Origin of the sequence: Kribbella monticola (assembly GCF_003261635.1) — a bacterium.
In the GTDB taxonomy this organism is placed as follows: Bacteria; Actinomycetota; Actinomycetes; order Propionibacteriales; family Kribbellaceae; genus Kribbella; species Kribbella monticola.
Genome location: NZ_QFXK01000030.1, coordinates 504,946 through 531,570 on the forward strand (window position 1 = coordinate 504,946; position 26,625 = coordinate 531,570).

Annotated in this window: 25 protein-coding genes; 4 read left to right on the forward strand and 21 right to left on the reverse strand. The window is 68.1% G+C overall.

The genetic code is table 11. From position 1 onward, the window contains the following. The first annotated feature begins 141 nt into the window (after positions 1 to 141). Positions 142 to 843: an SDR family NAD(P)-dependent oxidoreductase gene (locus DIZ26_RS18735; RefSeq protein ID WP_157979757.1), complete on the forward strand. Its 702-nt coding sequence runs from the start codon at positions 142 to 144 to the stop codon at positions 841 to 843. Here the strand turns inward: DIZ26_RS18735 and DIZ26_RS18740 are convergent. Beyond that, positions 809 to 2,083, reverse strand: a complete 1,275-nt coding sequence (locus DIZ26_RS18740) for a cytochrome P450 (protein WP_112243064.1) — start codon at positions 2,081 to 2,083, stop codon at positions 809 to 811. The genes DIZ26_RS18735 and DIZ26_RS18740 overlap by 35 nt on opposite strands. A 158-nt stretch (positions 2,084 to 2,241) precedes the next feature. Between DIZ26_RS18740 and DIZ26_RS18745 the strand changes: the two genes are divergently transcribed. Then, positions 2,242 to 3,498 carry an MFS transporter gene (locus DIZ26_RS18745; RefSeq protein WP_112243421.1) on the forward strand — a complete coding sequence of 419 codons (1,257 nt, stop codon included), beginning with the start codon at positions 2,242 to 2,244 and terminating at the stop codon, positions 3,496 to 3,498. Further along, positions 3,495 to 4,466: a methyltransferase gene (locus DIZ26_RS18750; protein ID WP_112243066.1), complete on the forward strand. Its 972-nt coding sequence runs from the start codon at positions 3,495 to 3,497 to the stop codon at positions 4,464 to 4,466. The genes DIZ26_RS18745 and DIZ26_RS18750 overlap by 4 nt, the downstream gene beginning before the upstream one ends. A 2-nt stretch (positions 4,467 to 4,468) precedes the next feature. Here DIZ26_RS18750 and DIZ26_RS18755 read toward each other — a convergent pair whose 3' ends face one another. Genes DIZ26_RS18755 through DIZ26_RS18820 form a run of 14 tightly spaced genes read right to left on the reverse strand, consistent with a single transcriptional unit; the run spans position 4,469 to position 18,265 of the window. Next, positions 4,469 to 5,833 (reverse strand): hypothetical protein, encoded by a 1,365-nt coding sequence (locus tag DIZ26_RS18755; protein ID WP_112243068.1) that lies wholly within the window; start codon positions 5,831 to 5,833, stop codon positions 4,469 to 4,471. Then, a complete protein-coding gene (locus tag DIZ26_RS18760; protein ID WP_112243070.1) occupies positions 5,830 to 7,203 on the reverse strand; it encodes an ATP-grasp domain-containing protein in 1,374 nt (457 codons plus the stop codon). The genes DIZ26_RS18755 and DIZ26_RS18760 overlap by 4 nt, the downstream gene beginning before the upstream one ends. 1 nt (position 7,204) lies before the next feature. Next, positions 7,205 to 8,551, reverse strand: a complete 1,347-nt coding sequence (locus tag DIZ26_RS18765) for a hypothetical protein (protein ID WP_112243073.1) — start codon at positions 8,549 to 8,551, stop codon at positions 7,205 to 7,207. Next, a complete protein-coding gene (locus DIZ26_RS18770) occupies positions 8,548 to 9,531 on the reverse strand; it encodes an alpha-ketoacid dehydrogenase subunit beta (protein WP_112243075.1) in 984 nt (327 codons plus the stop codon). The genes DIZ26_RS18765 and DIZ26_RS18770 overlap by 4 nt, the downstream gene beginning before the upstream one ends. Then, positions 9,531 to 10,481, reverse strand: coding sequence for a thiamine pyrophosphate-dependent dehydrogenase E1 component subunit alpha (locus tag DIZ26_RS18775; protein WP_112243077.1), 951 nt, complete (start codon positions 10,479 to 10,481; stop codon positions 9,531 to 9,533). The genes DIZ26_RS18770 and DIZ26_RS18775 overlap by 1 nt, the downstream gene beginning before the upstream one ends. A 3-nt stretch (positions 10,482 to 10,484) precedes the next feature. Next, a complete protein-coding gene (locus DIZ26_RS18780; protein WP_112243079.1) occupies positions 10,485 to 11,285 on the reverse strand; it encodes a DUF3050 domain-containing protein in 801 nt (266 codons plus the stop codon). 13 nt (positions 11,286 to 11,298) lie between these two features. Further along, positions 11,299 to 12,207 carry a phytanoyl-CoA dioxygenase family protein gene (locus tag DIZ26_RS18785; RefSeq protein WP_112243081.1) on the reverse strand — a complete coding sequence of 303 codons (909 nt, stop codon included), beginning with the start codon at positions 12,205 to 12,207 and terminating at the stop codon, positions 11,299 to 11,301. Further along, positions 12,204 to 13,277: a 4-hydroxyphenylpyruvate dioxygenase gene (hppD, locus tag DIZ26_RS18790; RefSeq protein ID WP_112243083.1), complete on the reverse strand. Its 1,074-nt coding sequence runs from the start codon at positions 13,275 to 13,277 to the stop codon at positions 12,204 to 12,206. Before hppD ends, DIZ26_RS18785 begins: the two co-directional genes overlap by 4 nt. Then, positions 13,277 to 14,554 (reverse strand): beta-ketoacyl-[acyl-carrier-protein] synthase family protein, encoded by a 1,278-nt coding sequence (locus DIZ26_RS18795; protein WP_112243085.1) that lies wholly within the window; start codon positions 14,552 to 14,554, stop codon positions 13,277 to 13,279. The genes hppD and DIZ26_RS18795 overlap by 1 nt, the downstream gene beginning before the upstream one ends. After that, positions 14,551 to 16,155, reverse strand: coding sequence for a class I adenylate-forming enzyme family protein (locus tag DIZ26_RS18800; protein WP_112243087.1), 1,605 nt, complete (start codon positions 16,153 to 16,155; stop codon positions 14,551 to 14,553). Before DIZ26_RS18800 ends, DIZ26_RS18795 begins: the two co-directional genes overlap by 4 nt. Beyond that, positions 16,152 to 16,679, reverse strand: a complete 528-nt coding sequence (locus DIZ26_RS18805) for a beta-ketoacyl synthase chain length factor (protein WP_112243089.1) — start codon at positions 16,677 to 16,679, stop codon at positions 16,152 to 16,154. Before DIZ26_RS18805 ends, DIZ26_RS18800 begins: the two co-directional genes overlap by 4 nt. Continuing rightward, positions 16,676 to 17,716 carry a beta-ketoacyl synthase N-terminal-like domain-containing protein gene (locus DIZ26_RS18810; RefSeq protein ID WP_112243091.1) on the reverse strand — a complete coding sequence of 347 codons (1,041 nt, stop codon included), beginning with the start codon at positions 17,714 to 17,716 and terminating at the stop codon, positions 16,676 to 16,678. Before DIZ26_RS18810 ends, DIZ26_RS18805 begins: the two co-directional genes overlap by 4 nt. Continuing rightward, entirely contained in the window at positions 17,709 to 18,011 is a 303-nt protein-coding gene (locus tag DIZ26_RS18815) for an acyl carrier protein (RefSeq protein ID WP_112243093.1), read from the reverse strand. Before DIZ26_RS18815 ends, DIZ26_RS18810 begins: the two co-directional genes overlap by 8 nt. Continuing rightward, entirely contained in the window at positions 18,011 to 18,265 is a 255-nt protein-coding gene (locus tag DIZ26_RS18820; protein WP_112243095.1) for an acyl carrier protein, read from the reverse strand. Before DIZ26_RS18820 ends, DIZ26_RS18815 begins: the two co-directional genes overlap by 1 nt. Positions 18,266 to 18,282: 17 nt before the next feature. Between DIZ26_RS18820 and DIZ26_RS18825 the strand changes: the two genes are divergently transcribed. Continuing rightward, positions 18,283 to 18,969: a 4'-phosphopantetheinyl transferase family protein gene (locus DIZ26_RS18825; protein ID WP_112243097.1), complete on the forward strand. Its 687-nt coding sequence runs from the start codon at positions 18,283 to 18,285 to the stop codon at positions 18,967 to 18,969. On the opposite strand, the gene DIZ26_RS18830 is transcribed toward DIZ26_RS18825, so the two are convergent. The 6 genes from DIZ26_RS18830 to DIZ26_RS18855 all read right to left on the reverse strand — a co-directional run bounded on the left by DIZ26_RS18830 (position 18,900) and on the right by DIZ26_RS18855 (position 26,619). Then, positions 18,900 to 20,300: a class I adenylate-forming enzyme family protein gene (locus DIZ26_RS18830; RefSeq protein WP_198676154.1), complete on the reverse strand. Its 1,401-nt coding sequence runs from the start codon at positions 20,298 to 20,300 to the stop codon at positions 18,900 to 18,902. The genes DIZ26_RS18825 and DIZ26_RS18830 overlap by 70 nt on opposite strands. Before the next feature lie 352 nt (positions 20,301 to 20,652). Beyond that, positions 20,653 to 21,657, reverse strand: a complete 1,005-nt coding sequence (locus tag DIZ26_RS18835; protein WP_112243099.1) for a GNAT family N-acetyltransferase — start codon at positions 21,655 to 21,657, stop codon at positions 20,653 to 20,655. A gap of 72 nt (positions 21,658 to 21,729) precedes the next feature. After that, on the reverse strand, positions 21,730 to 22,635 hold the full coding sequence (gene murQ / locus DIZ26_RS18840; RefSeq protein WP_112243101.1) for an N-acetylmuramic acid 6-phosphate etherase: 906 nt from the start codon (positions 22,633 to 22,635) through the stop codon (positions 21,730 to 21,732). A gap of 32 nt (positions 22,636 to 22,667) precedes the next feature. Continuing rightward, positions 22,668 to 23,570, reverse strand: a complete 903-nt coding sequence (locus DIZ26_RS18845; RefSeq protein ID WP_112243103.1) for a MurR/RpiR family transcriptional regulator — start codon at positions 23,568 to 23,570, stop codon at positions 22,668 to 22,670. Between the two features lie 35 nt (positions 23,571 to 23,605). Beyond that, a complete protein-coding gene (locus DIZ26_RS18850; protein WP_232828436.1) occupies positions 23,606 to 25,330 on the reverse strand; it encodes a serine hydrolase domain-containing protein in 1,725 nt (574 codons plus the stop codon). Further along, positions 25,327 to 26,619 (reverse strand): exo-beta-N-acetylmuramidase NamZ family protein, encoded by a 1,293-nt coding sequence (locus DIZ26_RS18855; protein WP_112243450.1) that lies wholly within the window; start codon positions 26,617 to 26,619, stop codon positions 25,327 to 25,329. Before DIZ26_RS18855 ends, DIZ26_RS18850 begins: the two co-directional genes overlap by 4 nt. Positions 26,620 to 26,625 lie beyond the last annotated feature (6 nt).

The following is a 26,625-nucleotide window of genomic DNA, read 5'->3' on the forward strand; positions in this document are numbered from 1 at the left end:
CAGTGCGCCGACGATCGGAGAATGGGTAGATGACATTTGGGTTGGGCGCACTCGACACTGGCTGCTCCTCGCTCACGGTGATCCTCTGATGGTGATTTCCGAACACTGCCGAAAATGCCCGACTTCGTCTACAGTCCGGCCATGGCTGACAACGACGCGATCCTGATCTCCGGCGCCTCGGGCTGCATCGGCAGCACGCTGGCCCGGCTGCTGTACGCCGATGGCCGCGCCCTGGTGCTGTTCGGGCGCAACCGCGAGGCGCTCGACAAGCTGGCCGTGGAACTGCCCGGCAGCCAGGTGCTGACCGGGGACATCGGCCACGCCGACACCCTGGCCGGCACCCTCACGTTCCCCGACCGGCTGGCGGGCGTCGTGCATGCGGCCGGCATCTGCGAGGGCCGCCCGTTCGAGGACAGCGATCCGGCGATCATCCGGGAGCATCTCGAGGTGAACCTGGTCGGGCCGTCGGAGCTGACCCGGCTCGCGCTTCCGGCGCTCCGGGCAGGCCGCGGCACCGTCGTACTGGTCAACTCGCTCGTCGGGCTCTACCCGTGGCCGGGCTGGATCGGCTACACGATGAGCAAGTACGGACTCAAAGCGTTCGCCGAGACGCTCCGGCTGGAGGAGTTCGACAAGGGTGTCCGGGTGAGCAGCATCTTCGCCAGCCGCGTCGCCACCCCGCTGCAGGCGAAGGTGCACGCGCAGGAGGGCAAGGAGTACCACCCGGACGAGTGGGTGCAGCCCGAGACGATGGCCCGGACCATCCGCAACGTGCTGGACACGCCGCGCGACGCGGAACTGAAGGACATCACCCTGATGCATCAGCACTACCCCCGGCCGTAACCAGCGACGACACGGTGACCGGCAGCGACTTGTAGCCGCGCAGGATGAACTGGTCGGTGCGGACCGGCTCGCTGCCGAGGGCCAACTGCGGGAACCGCTCGACCACCATCGGCAGCGCCAGCTGTGCCTCGGTCCGGGCCAGCGCGGCGCCGAGGCAGTAGTGCGCGCCGGCGCCGAAGCTGATCGGCTGGTTGTCCGGCCGGGCCGGATCGAACCGGGCCGGATCGGCGAACCGCCGCGGATCCCGGTTCGCCGCCCCGGTCAGTACTGCGACCAGCTGCCCCTCCTTCAGCGGTACGCCGAGGAACTCGGTGTCCCTGCTCGCCAGACGGATGAACACGTGCGCCGGCGTGTCGTACCGCAGCACCTCTTCGACGTACGCCGCCGGATCCTTCAACAGCTGTGCACGCCCGTCAGAGCCGCCCAGCAGTAGCGGTATCGCGTTGCCGAACAGGTGGATCGTGGTGCTGAAGCTGGCGTTGAAGAGGACCAGCAGGTTGCCGACCAGCTCCAGATCGGTGACCTGATGGGTGCCGTCGGCAACCGCGCGGACCAGGTCGCTGATCAGGTCTCCTTCAGGCTTGGCCCGGCGTTGCGCGATCAGGTCCAGGTAGTACGTCGTGATGTCGGCGGCCGCCTTGTCTGCAGCGGCGAGCACCTCGGGCCCTTTGCGGCGGAAGTCCAGCCAGTCGTTGATCACGTCGACCTGTGCGCGGAACCAGCTGATGTCGTCGTCCGGCAGGCCGAGCAGCCGTCCGACGACCCGCGCGGGCAGCAGGTACGCGAACTCGGCCATGTAGTCGACCTCGGCGCCGTCGGCACCCAGTAGCTCGATCCGGTCCAGCAGCTCGGCGGCGATCGCGATCACGTCGGGTTCCATCTCCTGTACCCGGCGAGGCGTGAACACCTTGCGGAACAGGGCGCGCATCCGGCCGTGCCGGTCGCCGTTGCTGAACATCATCGAGTTCATCAGCGTGACCAGCACCGGGTGGTCGCGCCAGGTCGGGCTCATCGGCTCCAGCCGGAGCGCGTCGTGCACTTCGAAGGTCGCGTCCCGCATGATCTGGTCGACCGCCCGGTACCCGTAGGCGGCCGCTGCGTACGGCAGCTTGCCGGAGGTCAACGCGCTCGCCTGCCCCAGCTCGTGCAGCTCGGCGTACAGCGGGTACGGGTCCAACTGCCCGCCGCCGGCCGCCAGCGCCGCCACGATCCGATCCGCGTCCCCAGTGATCTCCGCCATCTGTTCCTCCCCTGAACGCACCCGTTTCCGGGCGCGGCAAAATGCAGCCTCGGCATTCTCAACATCTCCGCTGAATCCCCCACCGGAGCGTTTACCTGAACCTTTTCCATGTCGTACTGTGTGCCCCGGGGGCGGTCTCGACGCAGCAGGGGGTGACCATGCCGGAAAACGTCCGGGGCAAACGACTCGGTCTTTACGCACTGCTCACCGCCGATGTGTTCTCGACGTTCGGCAGCCGGTTTTCTCTGGTGGCTGTTCCGTGGCTCGTCCTGATCAGTACCGGCAGTGCGGCGAAAATGGGCCTGGTGGCCGCATCGGAAATGATCCCGTATTTGCTGACGAGCGTGCTCGCGGCGCCGATCGCGGACCGTTTCGGCATGCGCCGTACGTCGGTCTGCTGCGACCTGGGCTCCGCGCTGGCGATGGGCCTGGTGGCCGCGATCGGGCACCTCGGCTTCGTCCAGCTGTGCCTGCTGATCGGCGTCTCGGGCGGTCTGCGCGGCGTCAGCGACCGCACGAAGCACGTGCTGCTGCGACCCACCACGGCCGAGTCCGGCATCCCGATGTTGCGTGTGACCAGCGCATATGAGGCGATGAACCGCACCTCGGGGCTCGTCGGTGGCCCATTGGCCGGCGTCCTGGTCGCGACCATCGGGCCGCACCACACGATCTGGATCGACGCCGGCACGTACGCCGTGGCGGCGCTCCTGGTCGGCCTGCTGGTCAACCCCGCGCCCGAGCCCGAGACGGCCGCACCGGCCAAGGAGCCGTACTGGCGAGCACTCGCGGGCGGGTTCGCGTTCCTGCGTTCCGACCGCATTCTGCTCGGCATGCTCGGAATGCTGTTCATGGTGAATTTCTTCCAATACGCGAACGGCGTCGTGCTGCTTCCGCTGTGGGTTCGCGGGCAATTCGGTTCGGCCACCGGGCTGGGCTGGATCATGGGTGTTTTCGCGGCCGGTTCATTGGCCGGGAACCTGCTTTTCACGATCTTTGCGACAAAGATTCCGCAAATGCTGGCGTTCTTCGTCGGAGCGGCCATCGGCGGGGCACCGAAGATTCTCGTCCTCGGCCTCACCGGCAACCTCACCGTGGTCCTGGTGGTGACATTCTTCGCCGGCCTCGGAATGGCCGGCGTCAACCCGGTCGTCGGCGCGGTGCTGTACGAGCGGATCCCGGTCGAGCTCCAGACCCGGGTCTTCGGCGTCGTCGGTGCGGTCGCGGTGGCCGGCATCCCGCTGGGCAGCGCACTGACCGGCGCGGCCGTCGCCGGGATCGGGCTGCAGGCCACCATCCTCGTCTCGGCGCTGGTGCTGCTGGCCGCCACCGTGATTCCGCTGGCCAGGCACCTGCGCGGTGCCACACAGAAGTCCGAGCCGACCCCCGTAGCGCAATCGACAGGAGAATCAGGATGACCGACCCACTGGGTCCCGCCGAGCTGGCCGCGATGTCCGATCTGATCCCGCCGATGGCGCTCCGGGCGGCCGCCACTCTGCGGCTGGCCGATCTGCTCGCCGCCGGCCCGATCGAGCTGAGCGCGCTGGCCGACAAGGCCGGAGCCGACGAGCAGGCGCTCGGCCGGCTGATGCGCTACCTGGTCGCCCGCGGCATCTTCAGCGGCACCGCCACCGGTTACGAGCTCGGCGAGGCCGGCAAATGGCTGCTCGACGACGCACCCGGCGGCCTGCGTCGCTGGCTGGACCTGGACGGCTTCGGCGGCCACATGGACCGCGCCTTCTTCGAACTGCTCGGCACCGTCAAGGCCGGCGGACCTGTTGCCGCTGGCAACAAGACCAGCCTCGACCCCAAGGCCGCCGCGTCGTACGACGAGTTGATGGAGATCCGCGCTGTCCAGGAGGCACCATTGCTCGCCAAGGCGCTCGACTGGTCGGCGTACGAGCATGTCGTCGACGTCGGCGGCGGCACCGGCGCTCAAATGGTCGGCCTGCTCGAAGCACTGCCGCACCTGCGCGGCACTCTGGTCGACCTGCCCGTCAGCGCACCCGCAGCCTTGGAACGGTTCCGCACCCACAGCCTCACCGAGCGCACCGCAGTACTGGCCGGTGATCTGTTCGAGCTCGACCTGCCCAGCGCGGACGTCTTCGTGTTCCGTTACCTCCTGCACTCCTTCGAGGACGAGGCCGCCACCGACGCGCTGCGCCGGGCCGCGCGGTCCCTCCAGCCAGGCGGCTGCGTGCTGGTGATCGAATCCGCCGAGACCGCACCCGTCGCCTTCGCCTCCATGGACCTGCTGATGCTCGTCCTCGGTCACGGCCGGGAACGAACGCTGGCCGAGTACGACGAAATCGCGGCCGCCGCCGGGCTGACGAGAAGCGCGATCCACCAACCGGCGATCGGGCCACGGGTGCTGGAGTACCGCTGACATCACGCGTCACCGAGCAGCAGCGAGCCGGTGACGTGCACGTTGCGCTTGAGGTTCAGGACCTCGCCTTCGCCCTGGCTCCCGATCCGGACGTAGCAACCGGCTCCTTGCCGGCCGAAGGTGTACGGCCCGATGGAGAACGGCACCTGGGCCTCCTCGTGTACCCCGGACTCCAGGTGCACGAAATCCATCGTCATCCGGTCAGGACGGGTGTAGTCCTGCACCAGGTGCAGCCCTTCGGTGACGCCCTCCGAAACCAACGCCGTCCACTCCTCGGGCGACGCCTCCCGCCCGACCACGACACCCGAGCCACCGAACTCGTCCGCGGGCTTGAGCACCAACTGCTCCCGCTCGGCCAGGACGGACGGCACCAGCGCCGAGGTCAGCATCCGCGTCCGCGGCAGGTGCGCACGAACCAAGGCAGCATCCTCAGGAGGAAGCTCTGCCGCGTCCTCCCACAACCACGCGAACACGAGCTTGTTGCTGATCAACCACGACGCCGCGGACGTGAACAACGCTGCCGTCCCGGCCTGCAAGGCGTCCTTGATCGCCTGCAGACCAACTGTCGGCGGCATCTCCGAGCAAACGAACAGCCGAAGGATCGCCTCGACCCGCCGCCCCCGGCCGATCAACTGGTCGTCAGGCCCCAGCGTCAGCCAGTCGACCGGCTGCACATCCATGTCGTAGCCGTTCTCCCGCCCCCGTACGACGAACGGCTGCAGCAACTCGACCAGCTTCTCCGGGTCGTGCGACTCCGGATACTCGCCGTCGGTCCGGAACACCATCGTCAGCCGGGCGCCGGCCGGTAGCCCGAGCGTCTCCCGGATCGCGGCGTAACGCCGGTCGACCGCGGACAGCGGCGCCTCCACGGGAAGGCGCCCCGCCAACCCCGCAGTACGGAAGAGGTCCAGGAAGCGCGCCGAGACCTTCTCGGAATCCCAGACGCTGCCGACATCGCTGCCGACGTTGAACTCCACGAACTTCGGCACCCCGTCGGTCAGCAGGATGTCCGGCCGGCCCGACATCAGCAGGTGCTCACCGAGCGGCTCGGAGTCGTCCAGGAATTCGACCCTGCCGTCCGGGATCCCGAGCAGCTTCCGTAGCTCCCCCGCCGTACTGGCCCGGCGGCGGCAGCACTCGAAGAGCAGTTGCAGCATCCGATCGCTCAGCGCGTAGAGCTCTTCGAGCCAGGTCTTGTCCATCAGGACCGGCCGCAGCGGTCGCCAGGTCTCGTTGTAAGTGGCGATCTCGTGGAAGACGTCCTGCCACCCCGTGCCCCCGGCAGCCAGGATGTCCGCTCGCAGGCCGTCCGGCAAGTTGCCCCAGGCATCGAACCCTGGCCGGCCGGCCCAGTCGAACGATGTCATCGCGGCGACACCAGCAACGGCCCGGTGACATGGACGGCCCGCTTCAGGTTCAGTACTTCGCCGTGCTCGTGCGACCCGACGCGCAGGAAGCACCCGAAGGACTGCCGCCCGAACGTGTACGGCCCGACCGAGTACGGCACGTCGGTCCGCAGGTGTTCGCCGGTCTCCAGGTTGGTGAAGTCCATCGTCAGGCGATCCGGCCGGACGTAGTCCTGAAGGAGGAAGTCGCCGCGCCGGACACCTTCGGCGAGTCCTTCTCGCCACTCTTCCGGGGCGGTCTCGTGGCCCACCAGGACCCCCGAGCCGCCGTACTCGTCGGCAGGCTTCAGCACCAGTTCGGCTTGCCTGGCAAGGGCGTCGTCCACCAGGTCGGCAGTCAGCATCCGGCTCCACGGAACGTGCCGGCGTACCAGCTCCTGGTCTTCGGCGGCGAGTTGGTCGAGGTCACTCCAGAGCCAGGTCAGCAGCAGCTTGTTCGCCAGCAGCCAGCCGGCCGACGAGGTGAAGATCTTCGACGTACCGGCCTTCACCGCGGCCTTGAGAGCTGCCTGGCCAGGGTTCTGCGGCATGTCGGTGCAGACGTAGAGCCGGAAGACCGACTCCACCGGGCGCCCGTCGTGGTTGAGCCGGCCCTCGGAGTCCATCGAGAGCCACTGGATCGGTACGCAGTCCATGTCGATACCGAGCGCCTGGCCGCGCTCGACGAACGGGTCGAGCATCCGTACCAACGCGGGGATGTCGTCGTTGCCCGGGTACTCCCCGTCGGTCCGCATCACCATCGTGAGCCGGTCGCCCGGCTTCAGGTCCAGGTACTTCATCATCGCGCGGTACCGGCCGTCGATCGGCGACGGTGGCGCCTGCACCGGCACCGAGCGCTCCAGCCCGCGACTGGTGAACATCTCCAGGAACCGGGTGGACACCTTCTCGGTGTCCCACACACAACCGACCTCGCTACCGATGTTGAACTCGACGAACTTCGGTATGCCGTCGCAGACCAGCACGTCGGGTCGGCCGGACTGGATCAGATGCTCGTCGAGCACCTCCTCGTCGTCGAGGTACTCGATCAGGCCGTCCGGCGTACCGAGCAACTTGCGTAGCTGACCGGCCGTCGTCGCCCGTCGCATCGCCGTCTCCAGGATCAGCTGCAACAGCCGGTCCATCACCCGCGCCAGCTCGTCGTACTTGGCCTGCTCGATCAGCACCGGGCGAAGCGGCCGCCAGGACTTGTTGAAGGTCAGGACGCCGGCGAAGACCTTGTTCCAGTCCTCCGCGCCCGCCGCCAGAACTTCGTTCTTCGTTGCTTGCGGCAACTGCTCCCAGTGGTCGAACGGCGTCTGCCGCCAGTCGAAGTTCGGATCGGGGGTCGTCATCTCAGGCCTCCACATCGTTCACGAGCAGCAGGCCGCCGGTGAGCGCGCCCTGGGTCAGGTTCACCACGCCACCCGCACCAGGCGGCGAGAACCGGCTGAAGACACCGGCCGGGATGCGGTCGAACAGGTAGCTCGACACGCAGTACGAGACCTCGGCCTCGACGACGTCGCCGGTCTCGGGTTTGAGGAACTGCATGGTCAACGGGTCGGCCTCGATCAGTTCCTGGATGATGTGCGGACCGTCGGCCGTGTCCAGCGCGGTCTGCCAGTCCTCCGGCGAGGTGAGCGGGCCGATGAAGACACCGTGGCCGCCGTAGTCGTCGGTCGGCTTGAAGACCAGCCGTTCCCGCTCGTCGATCGTGCGCTGTCGCAGCTCGGAACCGTAGACCCACGTCCGCGGGATGGTCGCCCGGACCACCTCGGCGTCCTCCTCGGACAGCTGGTCCAGGTCCTCCCAGAGCCAGGCGAAGATCGTCTTGTTGCTCAGCAGCCAGACTGCTGTCGGCAGGTACATCTGGAACGTGCCGGCCGCGTTCGCGGTCCGGACCGCTTCCATCCCTGGGCTGTCGTTGACGAACGGCGGCACGAACATCCGCCAGACCGCATCCAGCACCCGATCGCCCGCCTTGAGCCGGTTCCGGTCGTCCAGCTCCACCCACTCGACCGGGTAGACGATCAGGTCGACCCCGAGTTCGCGACCGCGATCCGCGAACGGCATCAGCCGGTTGATCATGTAGTTGGGCCGATCCGCGCCGGGATAGCCGCCGCCCGCGGTGAACAGCATCGCGGTGGTCTTTCCCGGCCCCACGTCGGCGCGGATCGCGTCGAACCGGGCGTCCACGGCGGACGGCGGCGCGGCCGCACCCATGCCGGTGAACAGCGGCTCGTCGACGTACACCTCCATCCACCGCTTGATCACGCCGTCCGCGTCGAGGACCCCGCCGAGCGCGCTCTCCACGTTGCACTCGACCATCCGCGGTACGCCGCGTTCGAGCAGCAGGTCGGACCGGATCGCGTTGATCAGTCGCCCGGTCAACGGCTCGCTCTCGTCGAGCAACTGGATCCGGCCTTCCGGTACGCCGAGCACGCGGCGCAACTCGCCCGCCGTACGGGCCCTGCGCCGGCACGCTTCGAGCACGAGCCGGGAGACCGCCTCCGTCACGCGGTTCATCTCCGCGTACGCCGCGTGGGTGGCAATCGGTGAGCGCAGCGGGATCCAGTCCTGATTCTGCAGCGCCACGTCCTCGTACACCTGGGACCAGTACTTGTGGCCATAGGCAAGGAACCGTTCGCACACGTGCTCCGGCAGCTCCGACCACAGTTCGCGCACGGCTGGTCGTTCCGTCATCGATCTCCCCCACTAGTCAGTACGCCGCGGACCGCCGCGAGCAGCTGATCCCGTCCAGGCTGGACCGCGCGGTCCAGAGCGAGCGCGAACGGCAGTACCGCGCCGTCCGGCCGGGTGACGCGGCGAGGTGGCGCCGCGAGGTCGAACCGTTCCGCCGCGACCGCCAGTACCTCGGCACCGAAACCGCTGCTCCGGTTCGAGTCGTCGATCACCACCAGCCGCCGCGTCCTCGCCACCGAGGCCGCGAGGCCTTCGACGTCGAGCGGATACACCGTGCGTGGATCGAAGACCTCGACCGAGACGCCCTCGCCGGCCAGCTCGTCGGCCACCGCAAGGGCGTCCTGGATCAAGTGGCCCAGGGCAACAACCGTCACATCGCTGCCACTGCGCGCGATCCGGCCGACGCCGAGCGGCACCGGCGCCAGAGTCGAGAAGTCGACATCTTCGCGAACACCCAGTGCCCCCGAGGGAGCGAACACGACCACCGGGTCGTCGTCCCGGATCGCCGACAACAGCAACCCGTAGGCGTCCGCCGGAGTCGCCGGCACCACTGTCTTCACCCCGACATGAGCGAACAGACTGTACGGGTGATCGGAGTGCTGACCGGCCCACCCGGTCCGCGACCCAGACCCCGGTACGACGTACGTCACCGGCACTTTGCACTGGCCACCGGTCATCAACGAGAACTTGTGCGCCTGGTTAGCGATCTGCTCGAACACCAGGAACAACAACGACGGGATCTGGAACTCGATCACCGGCCGCAGCCCGGCCAGCGCCGCTCCGGTCGCGAAGTTGGTGAAGGCCTGCTCCGACAACGGGGTGTCCAGCACCCGGTCGGCTCCGAACCGGTCGAACAACCCGGCGGTCAGGTTCGAGGCGGCCACCCGGATGTCCTCGCCGAGCACGAAAACGTCGGGGTCGGCGGCCATCTCGTCACCGAGGGCGCGGTTCAACGCCTTCAAATAGGACAGTTTGGGCATCAGCGCATCACCTCGGGGCTGGCATAGAGGTACTCGAGAGCGGCAGCCGGGTCGGGATGGGCACTGCCCAAAGCGATCCCGGCCGCCGCGTCGAGCAGGGCCTCGACCTCGGCATCGACCGCTGCCCGATCGGCGGCAGCGAGTCGAGCGCCCTGGATCTCCACTGGGTCCCGCGACCACCCAGCGGAGAGTTCTTCGGCCGAGCGGTAGCTGAGCCGCGCCCGGTGCTCGAACGTGTGGTGCGCGTCGAGCCGGTGCGTCAGGCATTCCAGGAAGGTCGGCCCCTTGCCGGCCCGGGCCCGCTCGGCCGCGGCAGTCGTTGCCGCCAGCACTTTTTCCGGGTCCTGGCCGTCGATGGTGAAGGCCGGGATCCCGAACGCCTTGGCCCGGCCGGTGATACTGCCGGCCACCGCGCCGGCCACCGGCATGGTGGTGGCGTACCCGTTGTTCTCGCAGACGAACAGCACGGGGACGCGCCAGAGCGCCGCCAGGTTGAAGGCCTCCAGCAGCATCCCTTCGTTCATCGCGCCGTCGCCGAAGAAGCTGACTGCGACGACATCGCGACCGCGACGCCGGTGTGCCCAGGCCGCGCCGGTCGCGATCGAGCCGGCCGCGCCGACGATCGCATTGGCGCCGAGGATGCCGAGGCCGAAGTCGGCCGCGTGCATCGAGCCGCCCCGGCCTTTGTTCAGGCCGGACTCGCGGCCCATCAACTCGGCGAACATCCGGGCCGGGTTCACGCCCTTGGCCAGCACGTGCCCGTGCCCACGATGGGTCGAGGTGATCAGGTCGTCCGGGCGGAGCGCCGCGCAGACGCCGGCCGCGACGGCCTCCTCCCCGATGTAGGGGTGGATGCCGCCGACGATCTCCCCGGACCGGACGAACTCGATCGCGCGTTCCTCGAAGCGGCGGATCAACCGCACGGTCCGGTAGAGGTCGACGGACGTCATGAGTCAGCCCTTGATCGCAACGAGGATCGAGTCCCAGAGCCGGGCGCGGGCGGCCAGTGCGGCGTTGATGGTGTCCGCGCACGCGTCCCACTTGGCCTGGTCGTCACCGCACAGATCGGCGACCATCTGCATCGCCATCGGGGTGTGGAACTCGCCGTCCACCTCGATGTGGCGTTCCAGGTAGTCGACGAAGGTGTTCAGCTTCTTCGACCGCTCGTTCACCGCGACCACCTGGGTGAACATGTCCGGGATCAGGTCCTCGCGGCCGAACGCGAACGCCGCGGCCTGGCAGTGCACCGGGTGGTTCTCGATGATGTCCCAGGTGGTGGCGGCGAAGTCGATCGAGGCCTGCGGTACGCCGGCCTCGTGCAGCGACTCGACCACCGATCCCCCGCTGCGGAGCAGGTCGATCAGCTTCTCGATCGCGGTCGAGTCGGCACCGGCCTCGTGCATGCCGTTCACGTACAGCTCGAAGTGGCTGATGAAGCCCGGCTTCCCGTCGGCGGTGTCGAGTTCGTCGCTCTCCTCGACCATCACGATGTCGTTGATCAGTCGCCGGCTGCTGGTGTGCTCGGTCGGGATCCACGGCACCGTGACGCAGGTGAGCTCACGCTGCAGTGACTTGAGCAGCGACATGAAGTCCCACACCGCGAAGACGTGATGCTCCATGAAGGTGACCAGGGACTCGTGCGTGTCCAGGTTGGCGTACAGGGGGTGCTGCACCACCTTGTCGCGGGCCGAGCCGACCGCCTTCTCCAGTTGCTCGATCCCCGGGTGGGTCTGACCCCAGTCGTAGCGTGACATTGCCTGTCTCCTTTTAGCGCTGGGCCCAGAGCGTCGGGCAGAAATCGGGATCGGCGTAGTCGGGCCGCCCGTCGGTGGTCCGGCGGACCACCGCGTCGTGGTTGTAGGTCGCCAGCGATCCGTCGGACAGCGGGAACTCCCGATAGGAGTTCGCACCGTCCTGCAGGTGCAGCGAGATCGCGCGCCGCGGCCGGTCGCTGACGTTGGCGCCGCTGCCGTGGTACGTCCGGCAGTGGTGGAAGTTGATGTGCCCGCGCGGGATCGTGATCGGCACCTTGACCACGTCGACGCCGTTGTAGGCGGCGTTCTCGGCGAGCATCTGCTCCAGCTCGGTCCGGTCCCGCTCGGCGAAGTGCCGGACGACCGTGTCGTTGGCGCCGATCTCCTTCCACCGGTGACTGCCATCGACCATCGTGATCGTGCCCATCTCGGGTGGGCAGTCGTGGAACGGGATGAACGCGGTCAGCATCCGCTCCGACGACGAGGACGACCAGTAGTGCTTGTCGAAGTGCCAGGGCACGATGTTCGACGGCTCACCGGCGACCGGCGGCTTGTAGATCAAGGTCGACTGGAAGATCCGGATCTCGTCGACCTGCGCCAGCCGCGCGGCCACCGCACCGATGAGCGGCTTGCGCAGGATCTTCGCCAGCCCGTCGTGCTCGTAGTGCACGTAGTCGTTGTGCCGCTGGACATCGCCCTTGGACGGATCCCAGTAGGCGAGCTTCGGTGGCGCAACCGGGAGCGTGCGGTCGCGCTCGCCGGCGTAGTACCGCTCGCTGGCGTTCACCAGTTCGTCGGTCTCGTCGTCGGTGAGCAGCTTCTTGGACAGGTACCAGCCGTGCTCGGCGTAGAAGGCGACGTCCTGGTCGGACGGCAGCAGCTCGATCTCCTCGGCCGAGAGGGTGAATTCGCGAAGGCTCATGCCTCGACCCCTGCGAGCTCGCGCTCCTTCGCTTCGTACAGGGCCTTGATGTTGCCGCTGCCGAACGTCATCGCGCCGCGCCGCTCGATGATCTCGAGGAACAGCGTCCTGCGGACGTGCATGGACTCGGTGAAGATCTGCAGCAACTGGCCCCAGTGGTCCTTGTCGACCAGGATCCCGAGCTCCTGCAGGTCTTCCAGCGGGGTCTCCACCTCGCCGACGCGGCCCGGCAGCGCTTCGTAGTACGTGGCCGGGGACGCCAGGAAGTTGACGCCGCGGCCGGCCAGGGTGCCGACGGCCTCGACGATGTCGCTGGTGCGCAAGGCGATGTGCTGTACGCCGGCGCCCGCGTGCCAGGTGAGGAAGTCGTTGATCTGCCCCGGGCGGCGCGTCTCGTCCGGCTCGATCAGCGTGAAGGTGACGTGCGTCGACGGGCTCTGGACGACGGTCGAGTCCATCCCCTGCCCGGCCACCTCGATGTACTCGGAGAAGATCGGCACGAAGCCGAACACCTTCTCGTAGAAGTCGGCCGTCGGCTTCAACTGGCCGGACGGCACGCAGATGGCCAGGTGGTCGATCTCGCTGAACAGCTTCTCGTCGGGGCCGGTGGTCGGCTCGCTGATGTGGAAGGCGCCGGGCAGGAACTCCCGCCGCGGACCGTGCCGCTCGACCAGCCGGTGGATCACGTCACCGAAGCCCGCGACCTCCGCGATCACCACGGTGGTCTCCTGGCCGTCGGTGTAGGTCGCCGGCTCCGACACCGACGAAGCACCGCGGGCCAGCAGCTCCGTATACGCCACGGCGGCGTTGTCGACCTCCATCGCCACCACGGCGACGCCGTCACCGTGCCGCTGGACATACTCGGCAGCCGGGTGGGTGGCAGCCAGTCCAGAGGTCAGCACGATCTGTACGGCGCTCTCCCGCAGCAGCAGCGACCGCTGGTCGGCCAGTCCCGTCTCCGGTCCCCCTTGGCCGTGCACCTGCAGCCCGAAGGCGTGTGCCAGGTAGAACGCCGCCTGCTTCGCGTCGCCCACGTACATCTCCACGTGGTCGATCCCGTAGATCTCCATCACTGCAACCTCACCGTCTTCCCCTCCATTGATTCCCTGCGAACCGGCGTGCTCGCCGGTCCGAACAGCAAGCTCACGTTCTGGCCGCCGAACCCGAACGAGTTCGACAGCGCGTACTCCAGCCGCACTTCCCGCGGTTCCTTGCGGACGTGGTCCAGTCCGCAGGCCGGGTCCGGGTCGTCGAGGTTGTACGTCGGCGGCAGCAATCCGGTGTTCACGGCCAGCGCGCTCGCGGCCGCCTCGACAACTCCGGAGGTGCCGAGCATGTGACCGGTCAGCGCCTTCGTCGAACTCACGGCCGGGACGGATCCGTTGAACGCAAGGCCGATCGCGACCGTCTCGGCGACATCACCGAGCTTCGTGCTCGTCCCGTGCGCATTCACATAACCGACCTGCTCCGGTACTACGCGCCCGCTGGCGAAAGCTCGACGCATGCAAGCGGCGGCACCGGTCCCGTCCGGACGTGGTGCCGTCGGGTGATGCGCGTCGGCGTTGACGCCGTACCCGGCCACGTCCGCATAACCCGAAGCCCCTCTGGCGATGGCGTGCTCGGCGCTCTCCAGGACCAGCAGGCCGGCCCCCTCGGACAGCACGAAACCGTTCCTGCGCAGGTCGAACGGTCTGCTTGCCTCGGTCGGGTCGTCCCAGCCGCGGGCCAGTGCGCGAGCGTTGCCGAAGGTCTCCGCGAAGGTCGGGAACAACGGCGCCTCGCTCGCACCACAGATCACCACATCCGCTTCGCCACAACGGATCAGCCGGACCGCGTCGGCGATCGCCTGGGCGCCCGAGGCACACGCCGTACCGACTGAGGACGTGTAGCCGCGCAGCCCGAAGCGGATCGCGACGCGGGCCGCGGGCATGTTCGGCAGGATGCCGGTCAGCAGATAGGGGCTGACCGACGCGCGGCCCCGTTCGACCCGGGTGACGACCTGCTGTTCGAGCGTCGCCATCCCGCCGACACCGCCGACGATGATGCCGATCCGTTCCGGGTCGACGTTCGCGCCGACCACCAGGCCCGCGTCGGCCAGCGCGTCCTCGGCCGTGAGCTGGGCAAGGACGACCGTCCGGTCCATCACCTTGCCGTCCGGGCCGCTCGCGATCTTGCCGGCGTCGATCGGCGGTAGGAAGCCCGCCAGTTCGACCGAGTTCGCGACCGGGTGGTCGGCCGGCGGCCTGGAGATCCCCGACCTGCCGTGCAGCAGCGCGTCGAAGACCTCCGGCACGCCCCGCCCGACGGGCGTGAGCAGACCCATCCCGGTGATCGTGACGGCGGTCATGAGGTCACCCCGGCCAGGCGTTCCTGCCGCAGCGCGACCTTGCGCACCTTGCCGGTCACGGTGACCGGTACGTCGTCCTCGCCGATCACGGTGATCCGCCGGATCGTCGCCGCGACCTCGTCGCCGACGGCCTGGTGGATCTGAGCCGACCGGTCGAGAGCCGGATCGGCATCCGGGACGAGCTCGAGCAGTACGTCGGTCAGGAACTTGCCGTCCTCCTGCACGATGATGACGGTGCAGTCGAGCACCTCCGGCAGCGCGGCGAGAATGCGCTCCTCCGACATCGAGGTGAACAGCTGCGGCCCCTCGAAGCCCGCCACGGCGTCCGGCACCCGGTCGAGGTGGAAGAAGTGGCCGGTGTCGTCGGTGTAGACGAGATCGCCGGTCAGGAACCAGCCGTTCAGCCGGAACTTGTAGGTGTTGACCGAGTCGTTCCAGTACCCCGGCGACACCGACGGCGAACGGAACCCGAGCAGCCCGACCTTGCCGGCCGGCAACTCGTTGCCGTCGGCATCGAGTACGGCGGCTTCGGCGAACTGGTACGGCCTGCCGATGCACCGGCCGTACTGATCGGAGTCGATCGTGTGGGTGATGTGGAACCCGTTGTGCCCCATCTCGCTGGAGCCGAGCCCGTCGATGAAGTGCGAGCCCTTGACCTTCACCCGGCCCTCGCGACCGACGGTCTCCCGCGAACCGACCGCCACCAGCTTGCGGATGTGCGGCTCGTGCGCGCAGTCGCCGGTGTTGAACCACATCCGGACCGAGTCCAGGTCGTGCTTGCTCAGATCCTCCCGGGCCAGCCGGGCCCAGGTGACCGCGAACCCGTACACCCCTTCGGGCTTCCACTCCTCGATCTTGCGCAGCACCGTCGGCGCGTCCTGCGACGACAGCAACAGCATCTCGGCCCGGTTGCCGAGCACCTGGTTGACCATCAGGATCGTCGCGGTGTGCGGGATCGGCAGCGCGTTGAGGATCCGCCCGGTCCCCTGCGCCTGCGGCATCGTGAGCAGGTGCTTGAGGGCGGCGTACAACGTCTTGTGCGAGTGCAGGACGGCCTTCGGTACGCCGGTGGTGCCACTCGTGTGGGTGATCACGACCGGGTCGTCCTGGTGATGCCGGTAGTGCTCCGGCGCATCGGCCGGGTCGCCACTCCCGAGCTCCTTCGGCTCCGCGAGAATCGGTGCCTCGTGCAACAACTCGCGATGCGCCGCATCGGCCAGTACGCCGGTGACGCGGAGCCGGCGGATGTACTCCTCGGCAATGGCCGGTGCCATCTTGCCGTTCAGCAACGCGGGGATCGCACCGATCCGGGTGAGCGCCAGGAAGCTCAGTACGACGTCGGCTGCCTCCGTGGCCCACACAGCGACCACGTCCCGCCGGCCGATGCCGTGTGCGTGCAACCACGCAGTACGGGCTTGGACGCGGTCATCGAGTTCGCCAAGGGTCAAAGGGTGTTCGGCCGGGAAGTGGTCGACGGCGGTGTCGAACGTGAGGCCCGGTCCGTCCAGGTCCGCGCCGTGGGCGATGACCGTGGCGAGCACGTTGCCGGCACCGATGGCCGGGTCGGCGGCCAGGGCTGCGCGGCGACTCAGTGTTTTCATGACGGTTCTCCCCCACTCACCAGCAGGGCGACGGCGGTGTCGCCCTGACTTGCCTGTTCCACAAGGACGATCAGGACCTGGTCCGCATCGCCGTCCGCGATCAGCAGCGCGGCCTCGTCGAACCCGGCCTGTTGCGGGTCACCGGCCGGACTGAGGCACACGACCGGACCGTGCAGTCCCCAGCGGGCCGCGACATGACCGGCCACGCTGTTCGGGACCGACTGGAAGAAATAGAGCGGACCGACTCGTTTGCCGTCGGCAACCGCTTGGTGGACTTGTTCCGCAGCGGACCGGTCGCCGGTCCGGGTGACCAGCACGATTCCGACCTTTTCGCCTTGTTTTGCGGCGACTTCGCCGTACAGCGACTGCAGGCATCGATCCGCGACGATCGCCACCAGCGGGCTGAACGATGACCCGATGAAACCGGGCAGTGACGGAGGACCTGCCAGCGCGTCGTCGCCTGGCTGCGGCCAGTGACTGTCAGTGACCACGCGGAGCTGAGGAATTTCTGCCAGGTGGTTCATCCAGCACGCACCAGCAAGGCCGTGTTGGCGCCACCGAAGGCGGCATTCAAGGACAGCCCGTACTGCGCCGTCGCGGGGCGGGGCGCGTCCAAGATCAGATCCAGCGGGCATGCCGGATCCGCTGTGGTGAACCCGGCGTTGACCGGAAGCTTCCCCGCCCGCAGCGCGAGCACCGTCATCACCAGTTCGAGCAGGCCGGACGCTTCCAGCGCGTGGCCGTGTACGGACTTGGTCGAGCTGACCGGCACGTCGGTGGGGAACACCGCACGAATCGCAGCGGCCTCCGACGCGTCGCTGAAGGTGGTGCCAGTGGCGTTGGCGTTGATGTAGCCGACCACGTCGGGCGGGAGGTCCGCCTTGCGGAGCGCGGCTTCGATGGCCGACGCCAGGCCGAGGCCGTCAGGAGCCGGCTGGCAAGGGTGGTACGCATCGCCGGCACGCCCCCAGCCGGCGATCTCTGCCTGACCTCCGCCCTTCTGCAGCACGACCGCTACCACGGCATCACCGAGCAGCAGTCCCCTGCGGTCCAGGCTGAACGGCCGAACGGTGCTGTCGTCGGTCAGCGCCCGGCCGGCGTCGAACAACGCGAACTGATCCGGCTCGACCAGATAGCCGGCAGCTACGACGATCCGTTCCGCATAGCCGTACCGGATCAGCGCGGCCGCGTCGGCGACCGCAGTACTGGCCGAGACGCACGCGCTGGTGTAGATCTTGGCCGCCCTGGTGGCCAGTGCCCGTACGCCGGCACGGTCGTGCACCGCGAGGAACAGCGGAGTCATCGCCCGTTCGGCGGGAGTCAGACCGGCGTCGGCGCAGGCAGTGATGACCGCGTCGAGCATCTCCTCCTCCAGCGAGCGGGCATCGACTGCTGTCGCTGCCCGGGTCACCCGGCGATTCGAGGTGTCGAACCGCCGTACCTCGCCGAACGCGGCGGCACCCGGCAACGCCGCCGCCAACTGCGCCTCGGTCCCCCGGCCGAGCGCGCTGAAGACCGACATGCCGGTGATCGACACCTGGTCGGTGGGCGACTCAGCCATGACTGCTCCGCTCGGCCTCGCCACCGAGCACCGGCTCCGCTGTCGCGGGCGACAACACCTCGGCGAGTACGGCGACGGCGTCGTCGATCGTCTTGATCCGGTCCAGGTACTCGTCACCGAGTTCGACGTCGTAGCGCTGCTCGACCTGGTGCACGAGCCAGGCGAGCTCCATCGAGTCGATCCGTTCCAGCTCACCGGATCGTTCACCGAGGCCGGACAGCCAGTCGATCACCTCGGCCCGTCCGGGCGCGGCCGGCGGCTGGGTGCGGGGCGGGAGCGGGGAAGGATTGCTCATCAGACCTGCTGGGCGACCCGGCCGGCCACCTCGGTGGTGAACTCGCCCACCGTCATCAAGGCCAGCTGCTCGGACTCCTCGTCGGAGAACCGCACGCCGAATTTGTCCTCGACCCGGATCGACAGGTCGGCCAGCGCGAGCGATTCCAGATCCACCCCGGCCGGGCCGAGCGTGGTGTCGTCGTCGATGCCCTCGACGTCGTAGTTCATGTCCTGCAGTTGCGCGATGACGAACTCGCGGACCTCTTCCCTCATCGGGATACCTTCTTCCTGTGGAGAACCGCACGGAATCCGATCTGGACCCCGTGCACGTCTGGTTGTCTGTCGTCGAGCAGGCCGATGACCAGCGATCGGCTGCTCACAACCTGCTGCTCGCCCTCGCGACGTCGCTGCGCGACGAAGCCGGGCCGGACTCTGCTGCCGGGCTCGCGCTGCGGCACGAGGTGTCCGGGCGGCCGGTGATCGACGGGCTTTCCGTGAGCATCAGCCACGCTCGCGGCCTGGTCGCGGTGGCGGCCGGGCGCTGCGGGCCTGTCGGCGTGGACGTCGAGAGTCGTCGGGACTTCGAGATCGACGGCATGGCTCGGCGTTGGTTCGACCCGGCCGAAGTGACCTGGCTGTACCGGCAGAGCGATCCGCTGGAGGCGTTCCTGCGGTTGTGGACCGCGAAGGAAGCCGTCGGCAAAGCACTCGGCCGCGGTCTGCGCGGTTCCGGCCTGCGCCGGCTGATGCCGCTCGACAGCACACCGGAACTGCTGCCCGCCTCGCTGCCCGCCGCAACGGTGCCGTCCGAGCCTCACCTGGTCGTTCTTCCACTGCCTGTCCAGGCCGACGCGGTGCTGGCGATCGCCGTACCGGTTGGTGTTTCGCAGATACGGCTCACCGAGCATCACGGTGCGGCCTTGCGCAGTACGGTGACGTCGCGGACCAGCTTCCCGGTCGTTGTCCGTGGCAACTGATCGAGGATCCGCACGCTCCGCGGCCGCTTGTACGACGCCAGTCGCTGAGCGAGCTCGGCTTCGATCCGGGCGACGTCGCGCCGCTCGTTGAGCTGCAGGTAGGCCGTGATCGCGCCGTCGAAGACGACCACCGCCGCCTCGACCCCACGCAAGGTCCCGATCGTGTACTCGACCTCGGTCAGGTCGACCTTCAGCCCGCCGACGCTCACCTGCGAGTCCAGCCGGCCCTTGATCGACACCAGCCCGGTCTCCGGATCGACGACGCCCGCATCCTTCGTCCGCAACCAGCCGTCGGCCCAGCGCGACGGATCGGACAGCCCCAGGTACGGCGACTCCGGCCGCCGGATCTGCAGCTCACCATCGACAGCCCGTACTTCGATGCCCGGCGCCGGCTGGATCTCCGGCCGGTGCCGGCCGAACAGGTCGGTGCCGATCACCCCGACCTCGGTCATCCCGTACATGTTTCCGAGCGGGACCTGGAACTTCTGCTCGAACGCCTTCGCGACCGACGCCGGCACCAGCTCACCACCGGTCGTCATCCGCTTGAACTGCGGCAGCGATGGCGGCTCGTTGACCGAGGCCAGCAGACCGATGTGGAAGGGGACGCCGAGCACGGTCGCCGGCGCACTGCCGCTCGCGATCGCCTGCAGGATCGCGTCTCCGGTCAGCCGGGCCGGCGGAACCAGCGTGACGCCGGCATGCAGGCCGTACATCAGCCCGCCGACCAGACCGAGCACGTGCACCATCGACGGGAGCAGGATGATCCGCTCACCACGCTGCGGTACGCCGTCGATCTGGGTGTAGCGCAGGACCTCCTCGACCAGGTCCTCGGCCGTCCGGCCGATCACCTTGGACGGGCCGGTCGAGCCCGAGCTGAGCTGGACGACGGCGTGCGCCGTACTGGCCGGGTGACCGGAGTAGCTGGCCACGGCGGTGTCGACCTCGACGAATGTGCGCAGCCCCGACGGGACCGGCCGCTCAGGCGAGACGACGACCTGCGGCACCAACCGCTCGATCGCGCGGCGGACCTCGTAGTCGGTCAGCCGGTGGTCGAGCAGGATCGCCTGCCCACCGGACCGCCAAACCGCCAGTAAATGCGTGATGAACGCCATTGACGGCGGTAAACGCAATGCCGCCGCACCGCCCGGGCGTAATCCCGAATCAGCCAGTTCGGATTGCCTGTCCCGGACCAGCCGGCGAAGCATTGATCGATCAATTGGCGCGGGTAGCGAAAAGCAGACGTCACTGGCATCACCGGCCAGCAGCACGTCGTCGACCCACTGGGCACCCATAGTGGTTCCGGGCACCACGACAGTACCGTCCATGGTCATCCGAGCTCCGAAGTTCGCCTTGAACACAAAGGATTCAGAGCACCAGTCCCCCACCAAGGCCTGGCGATGACGTGACCATACGACACGATCAGACGGTCCCGCTATGGACCTAAAGTGATGATCCCACTACCGTTCGCAATGGTGTCCGAATGGCTATTCCAGCTACCCCCGACGCATGTTGCGGGACCATTTCCAAAGCCGCTGAAGTCAAGCATTCGCTTCGGCAACAAACCGCTCGATCGTCGATAGAAGGTTAGGAAACGCAGCGGAAGGGATCCCCGTGCAGGGATCCCTTCCAGTCGTTAATCAAGCACTTTCCGGACTGTTCCAGAACAATCCGGCGCGATTTTTTTCAAATTCGGCGCTGCAACTCCTGGGCCAGCTCGACCGGCCGGAAGCCCAGCTCGGCGTTGACCGCGTTCATCGGTGCGTTCTGCTCGGCGTTCCAGGTGTGCACGATCCGCCGCTCGGAGTGGCTCCGTTGCAGTTCGAGGTGGTTGCGCACCTTCAGGGCCAGGCCGAGCCGGTGGCCGCGGTGGGCCCGCGAGACGAGCGTGCCCCACTGGAAGGCGTTGCCCGGGTCGTGCACACCGACGTACAGCTCGGTGTAGCCGGCCAGCGTGCCGTCGGGCGCCTGCGCGACCGTGATCCAGCCGCTGCGGCCCTGAGCGAGCCGCTGCTCCTCGCCGGAACGGACCCTCGCAGCGTCGTAGACCGCCGCCTCGACCTCGAGATCCCCCATCGGAGCCTCCAGGTCGAAGGTGGCCTGCATCGCCGCATAGGCGTCGACGTACCCGTCGGGACAACGGTCCTGCCAGCTGATCAGCCGGTAGTCCTGGTGATGCTCGGCGACCTTCTCGGCCAGCCCGGACAGGAAGTCCTCGGCGAGCGGCAGTTCCAGCACCCGATGCACCTCTACGTTCGCGACCGTCAGCCCGTTCGCCGCCGCAAAAGCCTGCCCGGGTGTCGGGGCACCGTCGATGGGGACATCGAGCTGGCCTTTGACGGTCGTCCGCCCGAGCTCCGCGGCGCGCTCAGCCACCGTTCGCGCCAAGTGGGTCCCGTAGCCACGACGCCGTACGTCGGCTCGAACAGCGATGTTCGCTTGGATCTGCGCCGTGTTGTCCTTCAGCGGATAGTCCAGGAACAGCGTGCCGGCGATCGCCCCCGCCTCGTCGCGGACGGCCCAGATCTCTTTGCCGAAGTACGCCGTATCGGTCAGCAGGCCGGCTCGCATCTCCTCGCGGGCCCAGGTGACGGCGAACTCACGTCCCTCGTCCAGCGCCGCCCGATGGACGTCGTACCAGGCGTCGAAGGCTTCGGTGTCGTGCGGATCGATCTGCTCAGAGGTGCTCACCCGGCTCACTGTAGAGAGGAGCGGGCAGCGCACTCCAACCGTTTATCGGCCGAAGACAAACGTTTGAAAAGCTCAGGCGGTGTCGGATCGCGCCGTGGTCAACCGGCCGAGGGCGAGCGCGACCCGGCCACCCGACTCCTCCAGAGCCTGGCGAGCCTCCGCCACTGGGCAACCGGTCAGCAGGTGCACCAGAGCGGGCTTCAGCTCACCGTCCGTCGCCGCCAGCGCGGCAGCACAGGCCTCCTGGTCGGCGCCGGTCGCCTCACCCAGGATCCGCAGCATCCGGCCGCGAAGTTTGTTGTTGGTGGCAACCATGTCCACCATCAGGTTCGACCAGGTGCGGCCGAGCTTGATCATCAGCGTGGTGGAGAACGCGTTCAGGATCATCTTCTGCGCGGTGCCGGCCTTCAGCCGGGTGGAGCCCGCGATCACCTCGGGACCGGTGTCCGCGGCGATCAGGATGTCCGCGTACGCCGCCAGCGGAGCGGCTGGGTTCGAGGTCACCAGGGCCGTGGTGGCACCGACCGCCCGGGCAGCGCTGAGCGCTCCGGCGACATACGGCGTCGTACCGGAGGCTGCCAGCCCGATCACCAGGTCCTTGCCGGTGACCTCGGCAGCGTCGGCGGCGCCGCCCTCCTCGGAGTCCTCGACGTTCTCGACGGCCCGGAGCAGGGCTTCCATCCCGCCGGCGTGATGGGCGATCACCAGATCGTCCGGCGCCCGAAAGGTGGGTAGCAGTTCGGCCGCGTCGAGGACGGCCAGCCGGCCGGAGGTGCCGGCGCCGAAGTAGTGCACGCGGCCGCCGTTGCGGACGGCTTCTACTCCGGCGTCGACGACCCGCGCGAGATCAGGGATCACCGCACTCACCGCGCCCGCGACGCGGGCGTCCTCCGCATTCACCATCCGGAGGATCTCGGTGGTGCCCACCGCATCGATCGCGAGCGTCCTGGGGTTGCGCTGCTCCGTGGGTGTGATCACAGTGACGATGTTAGTTTTCTACTGAAGGAATTTCAATTCTGTTGATCATTGACAGGACCTTTGACCCGGTGACGACGGACCGCGTTAGCGGTCGCCTCGAGCGCCTTCTGCGCGTCCGGCAGCACCAGTTGAGCGACGCCGATGAAGAGGCAGTCGATTACCGTGAGTTGCGCAATCCGGCTCGACATCGCCCCGGACCGGTACGTCGTCTCGCGGGCCGCTGTGGTGAGCACCAGATCCGCAGTGTGCGCCAGTGGCGAGCGGGGAAAGTTGGTCACCGCGACCGTGGTGGCGCCGTGCCGGGCGGCCTCCTCGAGCGCCTCGATGACCTCCACCGTCGTACCGGTGTGGGAGATCCCGATCGCGACGTCACCCTCGCCGAGCAGTGCCGCACTGGTCAGCGCGACGTGCACGTCCGACCACGCGAACGCCACCCGGCGGATGCGGTGCAGCTTCTGTTGCAGGTCGAGCGCGACGAACGAACTGGCCGCTGAGCCGTACAGGTCGACCCGCGGCGCCTTGGCGACCGCGGCGACGACCTTGGCCAGCGCATCGACGTCGAGTTGCTGAGCGGTCTCCCGGACCGCCCGTTCGTCCGCGAAGGCGACCTTGCCGACCACGTCCGCGAGCGAGTCCCCCGGTTCGATGTCGCCACCGACCTCCGGGCGCATGCTCTCCGTGGCCGACTGGGCCGCCAGCTGCAGGCGGAGCTGCGGATAGCCGGGGACGCCGATCTGCTTACAGAACCGGATGACCGTGGTCTCCGAGGTGGAGGCCACCTCGGCCAGTTCGGAGATCGTCATCGCAGCCACTCCGCCCGGGTCCGCGAGGACCGCGTTCGCCACCCGCTGCTCGGCCGGCGCCAGCGCGGGCATCACCGCGCGGACCCGGACCAGCAGCGGCCCCGTGGGTTCTGGAGAGGTAACTGAAGTCATGACGCCACCGTACGGCGACTAAGCACCCAATGGGGTCATCGACGCGAAAGTCTCCAACCGGAAGCGACAAATGATTCCGGGTTTCGTTCTCCGTCGAATAGCACCTGGTGTCCGGCGGTGATCTTGACCCCGTCCACATAGACCCCACGGCCCTGGTAAAGCGGGTCCGACGTATACCGCCAGCGCAGCGTCTGCTGGCCCGCTCCCAGCTCCGCCGACACCTGATGCCAGTGCCGGTCGCCGGAGCCGCTGATCGACCCGTCCGTGTCGATCACGGTGCCGCGATCCATCACGGTGAAAGGCACCTTGGTCCAGGTGGATCCGTCGGTCGAACTCTCCAGATACAGCAGATCCGAGTCCTCGGTGTCGACGAACAGGTCGAAGGCCACCTTCGCCCCCTCAGCCGGTACGGCGACCGGCACCGCGAGCGTCGTCGTACTGGCGTCCGTCGTCCCGGAGAACCACGCATCCTTGCCGTGCTGCGGTCCTACTCCGAGCGACAGCGCAAGCCCTTGTACTACGGCCCTTCGGGCGGGGTTGTTGCTGCCCCAGTTGCGGCTCGGGTGCACCCGGTTGGTGAGCAGGATCGCGAACGAGCGGGAGTCGAAGTCGATCACGATCGACGTACCGGTGTAGCCGGTGTGCCCCGCCGTACGGGGTCCGGACAGGCCGCCCATGTACCAGCGCTGGTTCAGCTCGAAACCGAGGCCGTGGTCGTTGCCCGGGAAGCCCTGGTTGAAGTTGGTGATCATCGCGGTCACCGAGCTCTCCTTGAGGATCCGGGCACCGCGGTAGCTACCGCCGCTCAGGAACGTCTGCGCGAGCACGGCCAGGTCGTCCGCGGTACTGAACACGCCGGCGTGCCCGGCAACACCGCCGAGAGACCAGGCGTTCTCGTCGTGCACCGAGCCCCAGACCATGCCGCGAGGAGGAGCCGTCTGGTACTCCGTGGCGGCGATCCGCGGCTTCTTCTTCTCGTCCGGGTTGTAGCCGGTGTCGCGCATCTGCAGCGGCTTGGTGATGCCGTCGGCGACCAGCTTGTCCAGCGTCTTGCCGGTGACCCGGTGCGCGAGCTCGCCGAGCGAGATCAGGTTCAGGTCGGAGTACAGGTAGGTGCTGCCGGGTGGGTTGACCAGCTTGGCCGTGAGCGCCTCGTGCAGGCGGAGCTCGGGCGTTGGCTGATCGCTCCACAACGGCAGGAACGCGGGCAGTCCGGTGGTGTGCGTGAGCGCCTGCCGAACGGTGATCGCGGCCTTGCCGTTCTCGGCGAACTCCGGAACGTACGTCGCGATCGGAGTGTCGAGGTCGACCTTGCCCTTCTCGACCAGCTGCAGGATCACGATCGAGGTGAAGAGCTTGGACACCGACGCCATGTCGAAGATGGTGTCGGTGCGCATCGGGATCTGCTGGTCCGCGGGCAGCTCGGTCCCGCTGCCGTCGGCGTACTTCAGGGCCATCCCGGTGGCGTTGCGGGTGACGATCTTGCCGTCGTGGCCCAGCAGGGTGACCGCACCGGCGTACAGGGGATGCGCGGTGCCGTTCGGCTTGGTCCAGGCCGCGACCTGGGCCAGCGCCGCGTCGATCGGGGCGGGGTCGAGGCCGGCCTTCTGCGGAGTCGCGTCGCGCAGCAGGGTGGACTTCGGCGCGTACCCGTCGTACGGGTGGTCGAAGCGGCCAGATTTGTTGCCAGAGGCAATTGCCGGAGTGGTCATGGTGAGCATCAGGGTAGAGGTTAGCGCGATCAGCTTGACCAGCTTCACCGGTGATCTCCCTTGTAGAGCAGGTACTTCGCGCGGCGTGCCGTCCAGGCGTCGGTCTCGCCCTGCCAGGCCGCGACGATCTCCTCGGCGGTGGCGCCGCCGTCGAGCATCGTGCGGAACCGGTCCGAGCCGGTGAGCAGGTCGATCCAGCGGCCCGGCGGGTTGTCACCGGTACGCCAGGCGAAACCCGGGTACAGCTTCTTGGCCTCGACGATCATGTGCGTGGCCGCCAGGATCGCCTCGACCCGGTGCGGATCGGTGATCTGGACCTGGACGCCGCCGCAGAGCACGTTCGCGTTCTTGCTGATGGACGGCGTGAAGTAGGCCTCGCGGAAGTCGACGCCGGGGATGTTCTTCGCGTGCAACGCCTCGGCCCACTTGTAGTCGACGTACGGCGCGCCGATCAGCTCGAACGGCCTCGTGGTGCCGCGACCCTCCGACATGTTGGTCGCCTCGAAGAGGCACAAACCCGGATAGAGCAGCGCGGTGTCCGGTGTGGGCATGTTCGGGCTCGGCATCACCCAGGTCAGTCCGGTGTCGGCGTACAGCTGATCGCGTCGCCAGCCCTTCGCCTCGATGACCTGCAACTCCTTGAGCCGCGCGCCGTTCGTGTCCAGCGGCAGGTACTCCGCGTTGAACAACCGGGCCAGCTCGCCGACGGTCATCCCGTGTTGCTGGATGATCTCCCGCTTGCCGACGCCACTGGTGTAGCCAGGCTTGAGCATCGGACCGCGGGCATAACCGCCGGTCGGGTTCGGCCGGTCCAGTACGACGAAGCGCGCGCCGGTGCGGACGGCGGCGAGCATCGCCTCGTACATGGTCCAGATGTAGGTGTAGAAGCGGGCGCCGACGTCCTGGATGTCGAAGACGACCGTCTCGACACCGGACTTCGTGTAGAGCGTGGCGAGCTTGTCGGCCGCCGCGCCGTACGCGTCGTAGACCATGATCCCGGTGCGCGGATCGATGTGGTCGCCCTCGGACCCGCCGGCCTGGGCCGTCCCGCGGAAGCCGTGCTCGGGACCGAAGACCGCGACCACGTTGACCTTGCCGGACGCGTGCATGGTGTCGACGATGTGACTCAGGTCGTCGAGGATGCCGGTCGGGTTGCTGATCACGCCGACCTTCTGGCCGGCGAGCGCCTTCCAGTCGTCCTTCGCCAGCGCCTGGGCGCCGGTCATGACTCCCTTTTGCTTGGCTTCCTGGACTTGTGCCGCTTGGGCTGCTTGCGTGTCGAGCAGCGGGGCCGCCGCGAGGGCGCCGGCTCCCGCGAGCAGGGAACGTCTCTTCATCGCGGG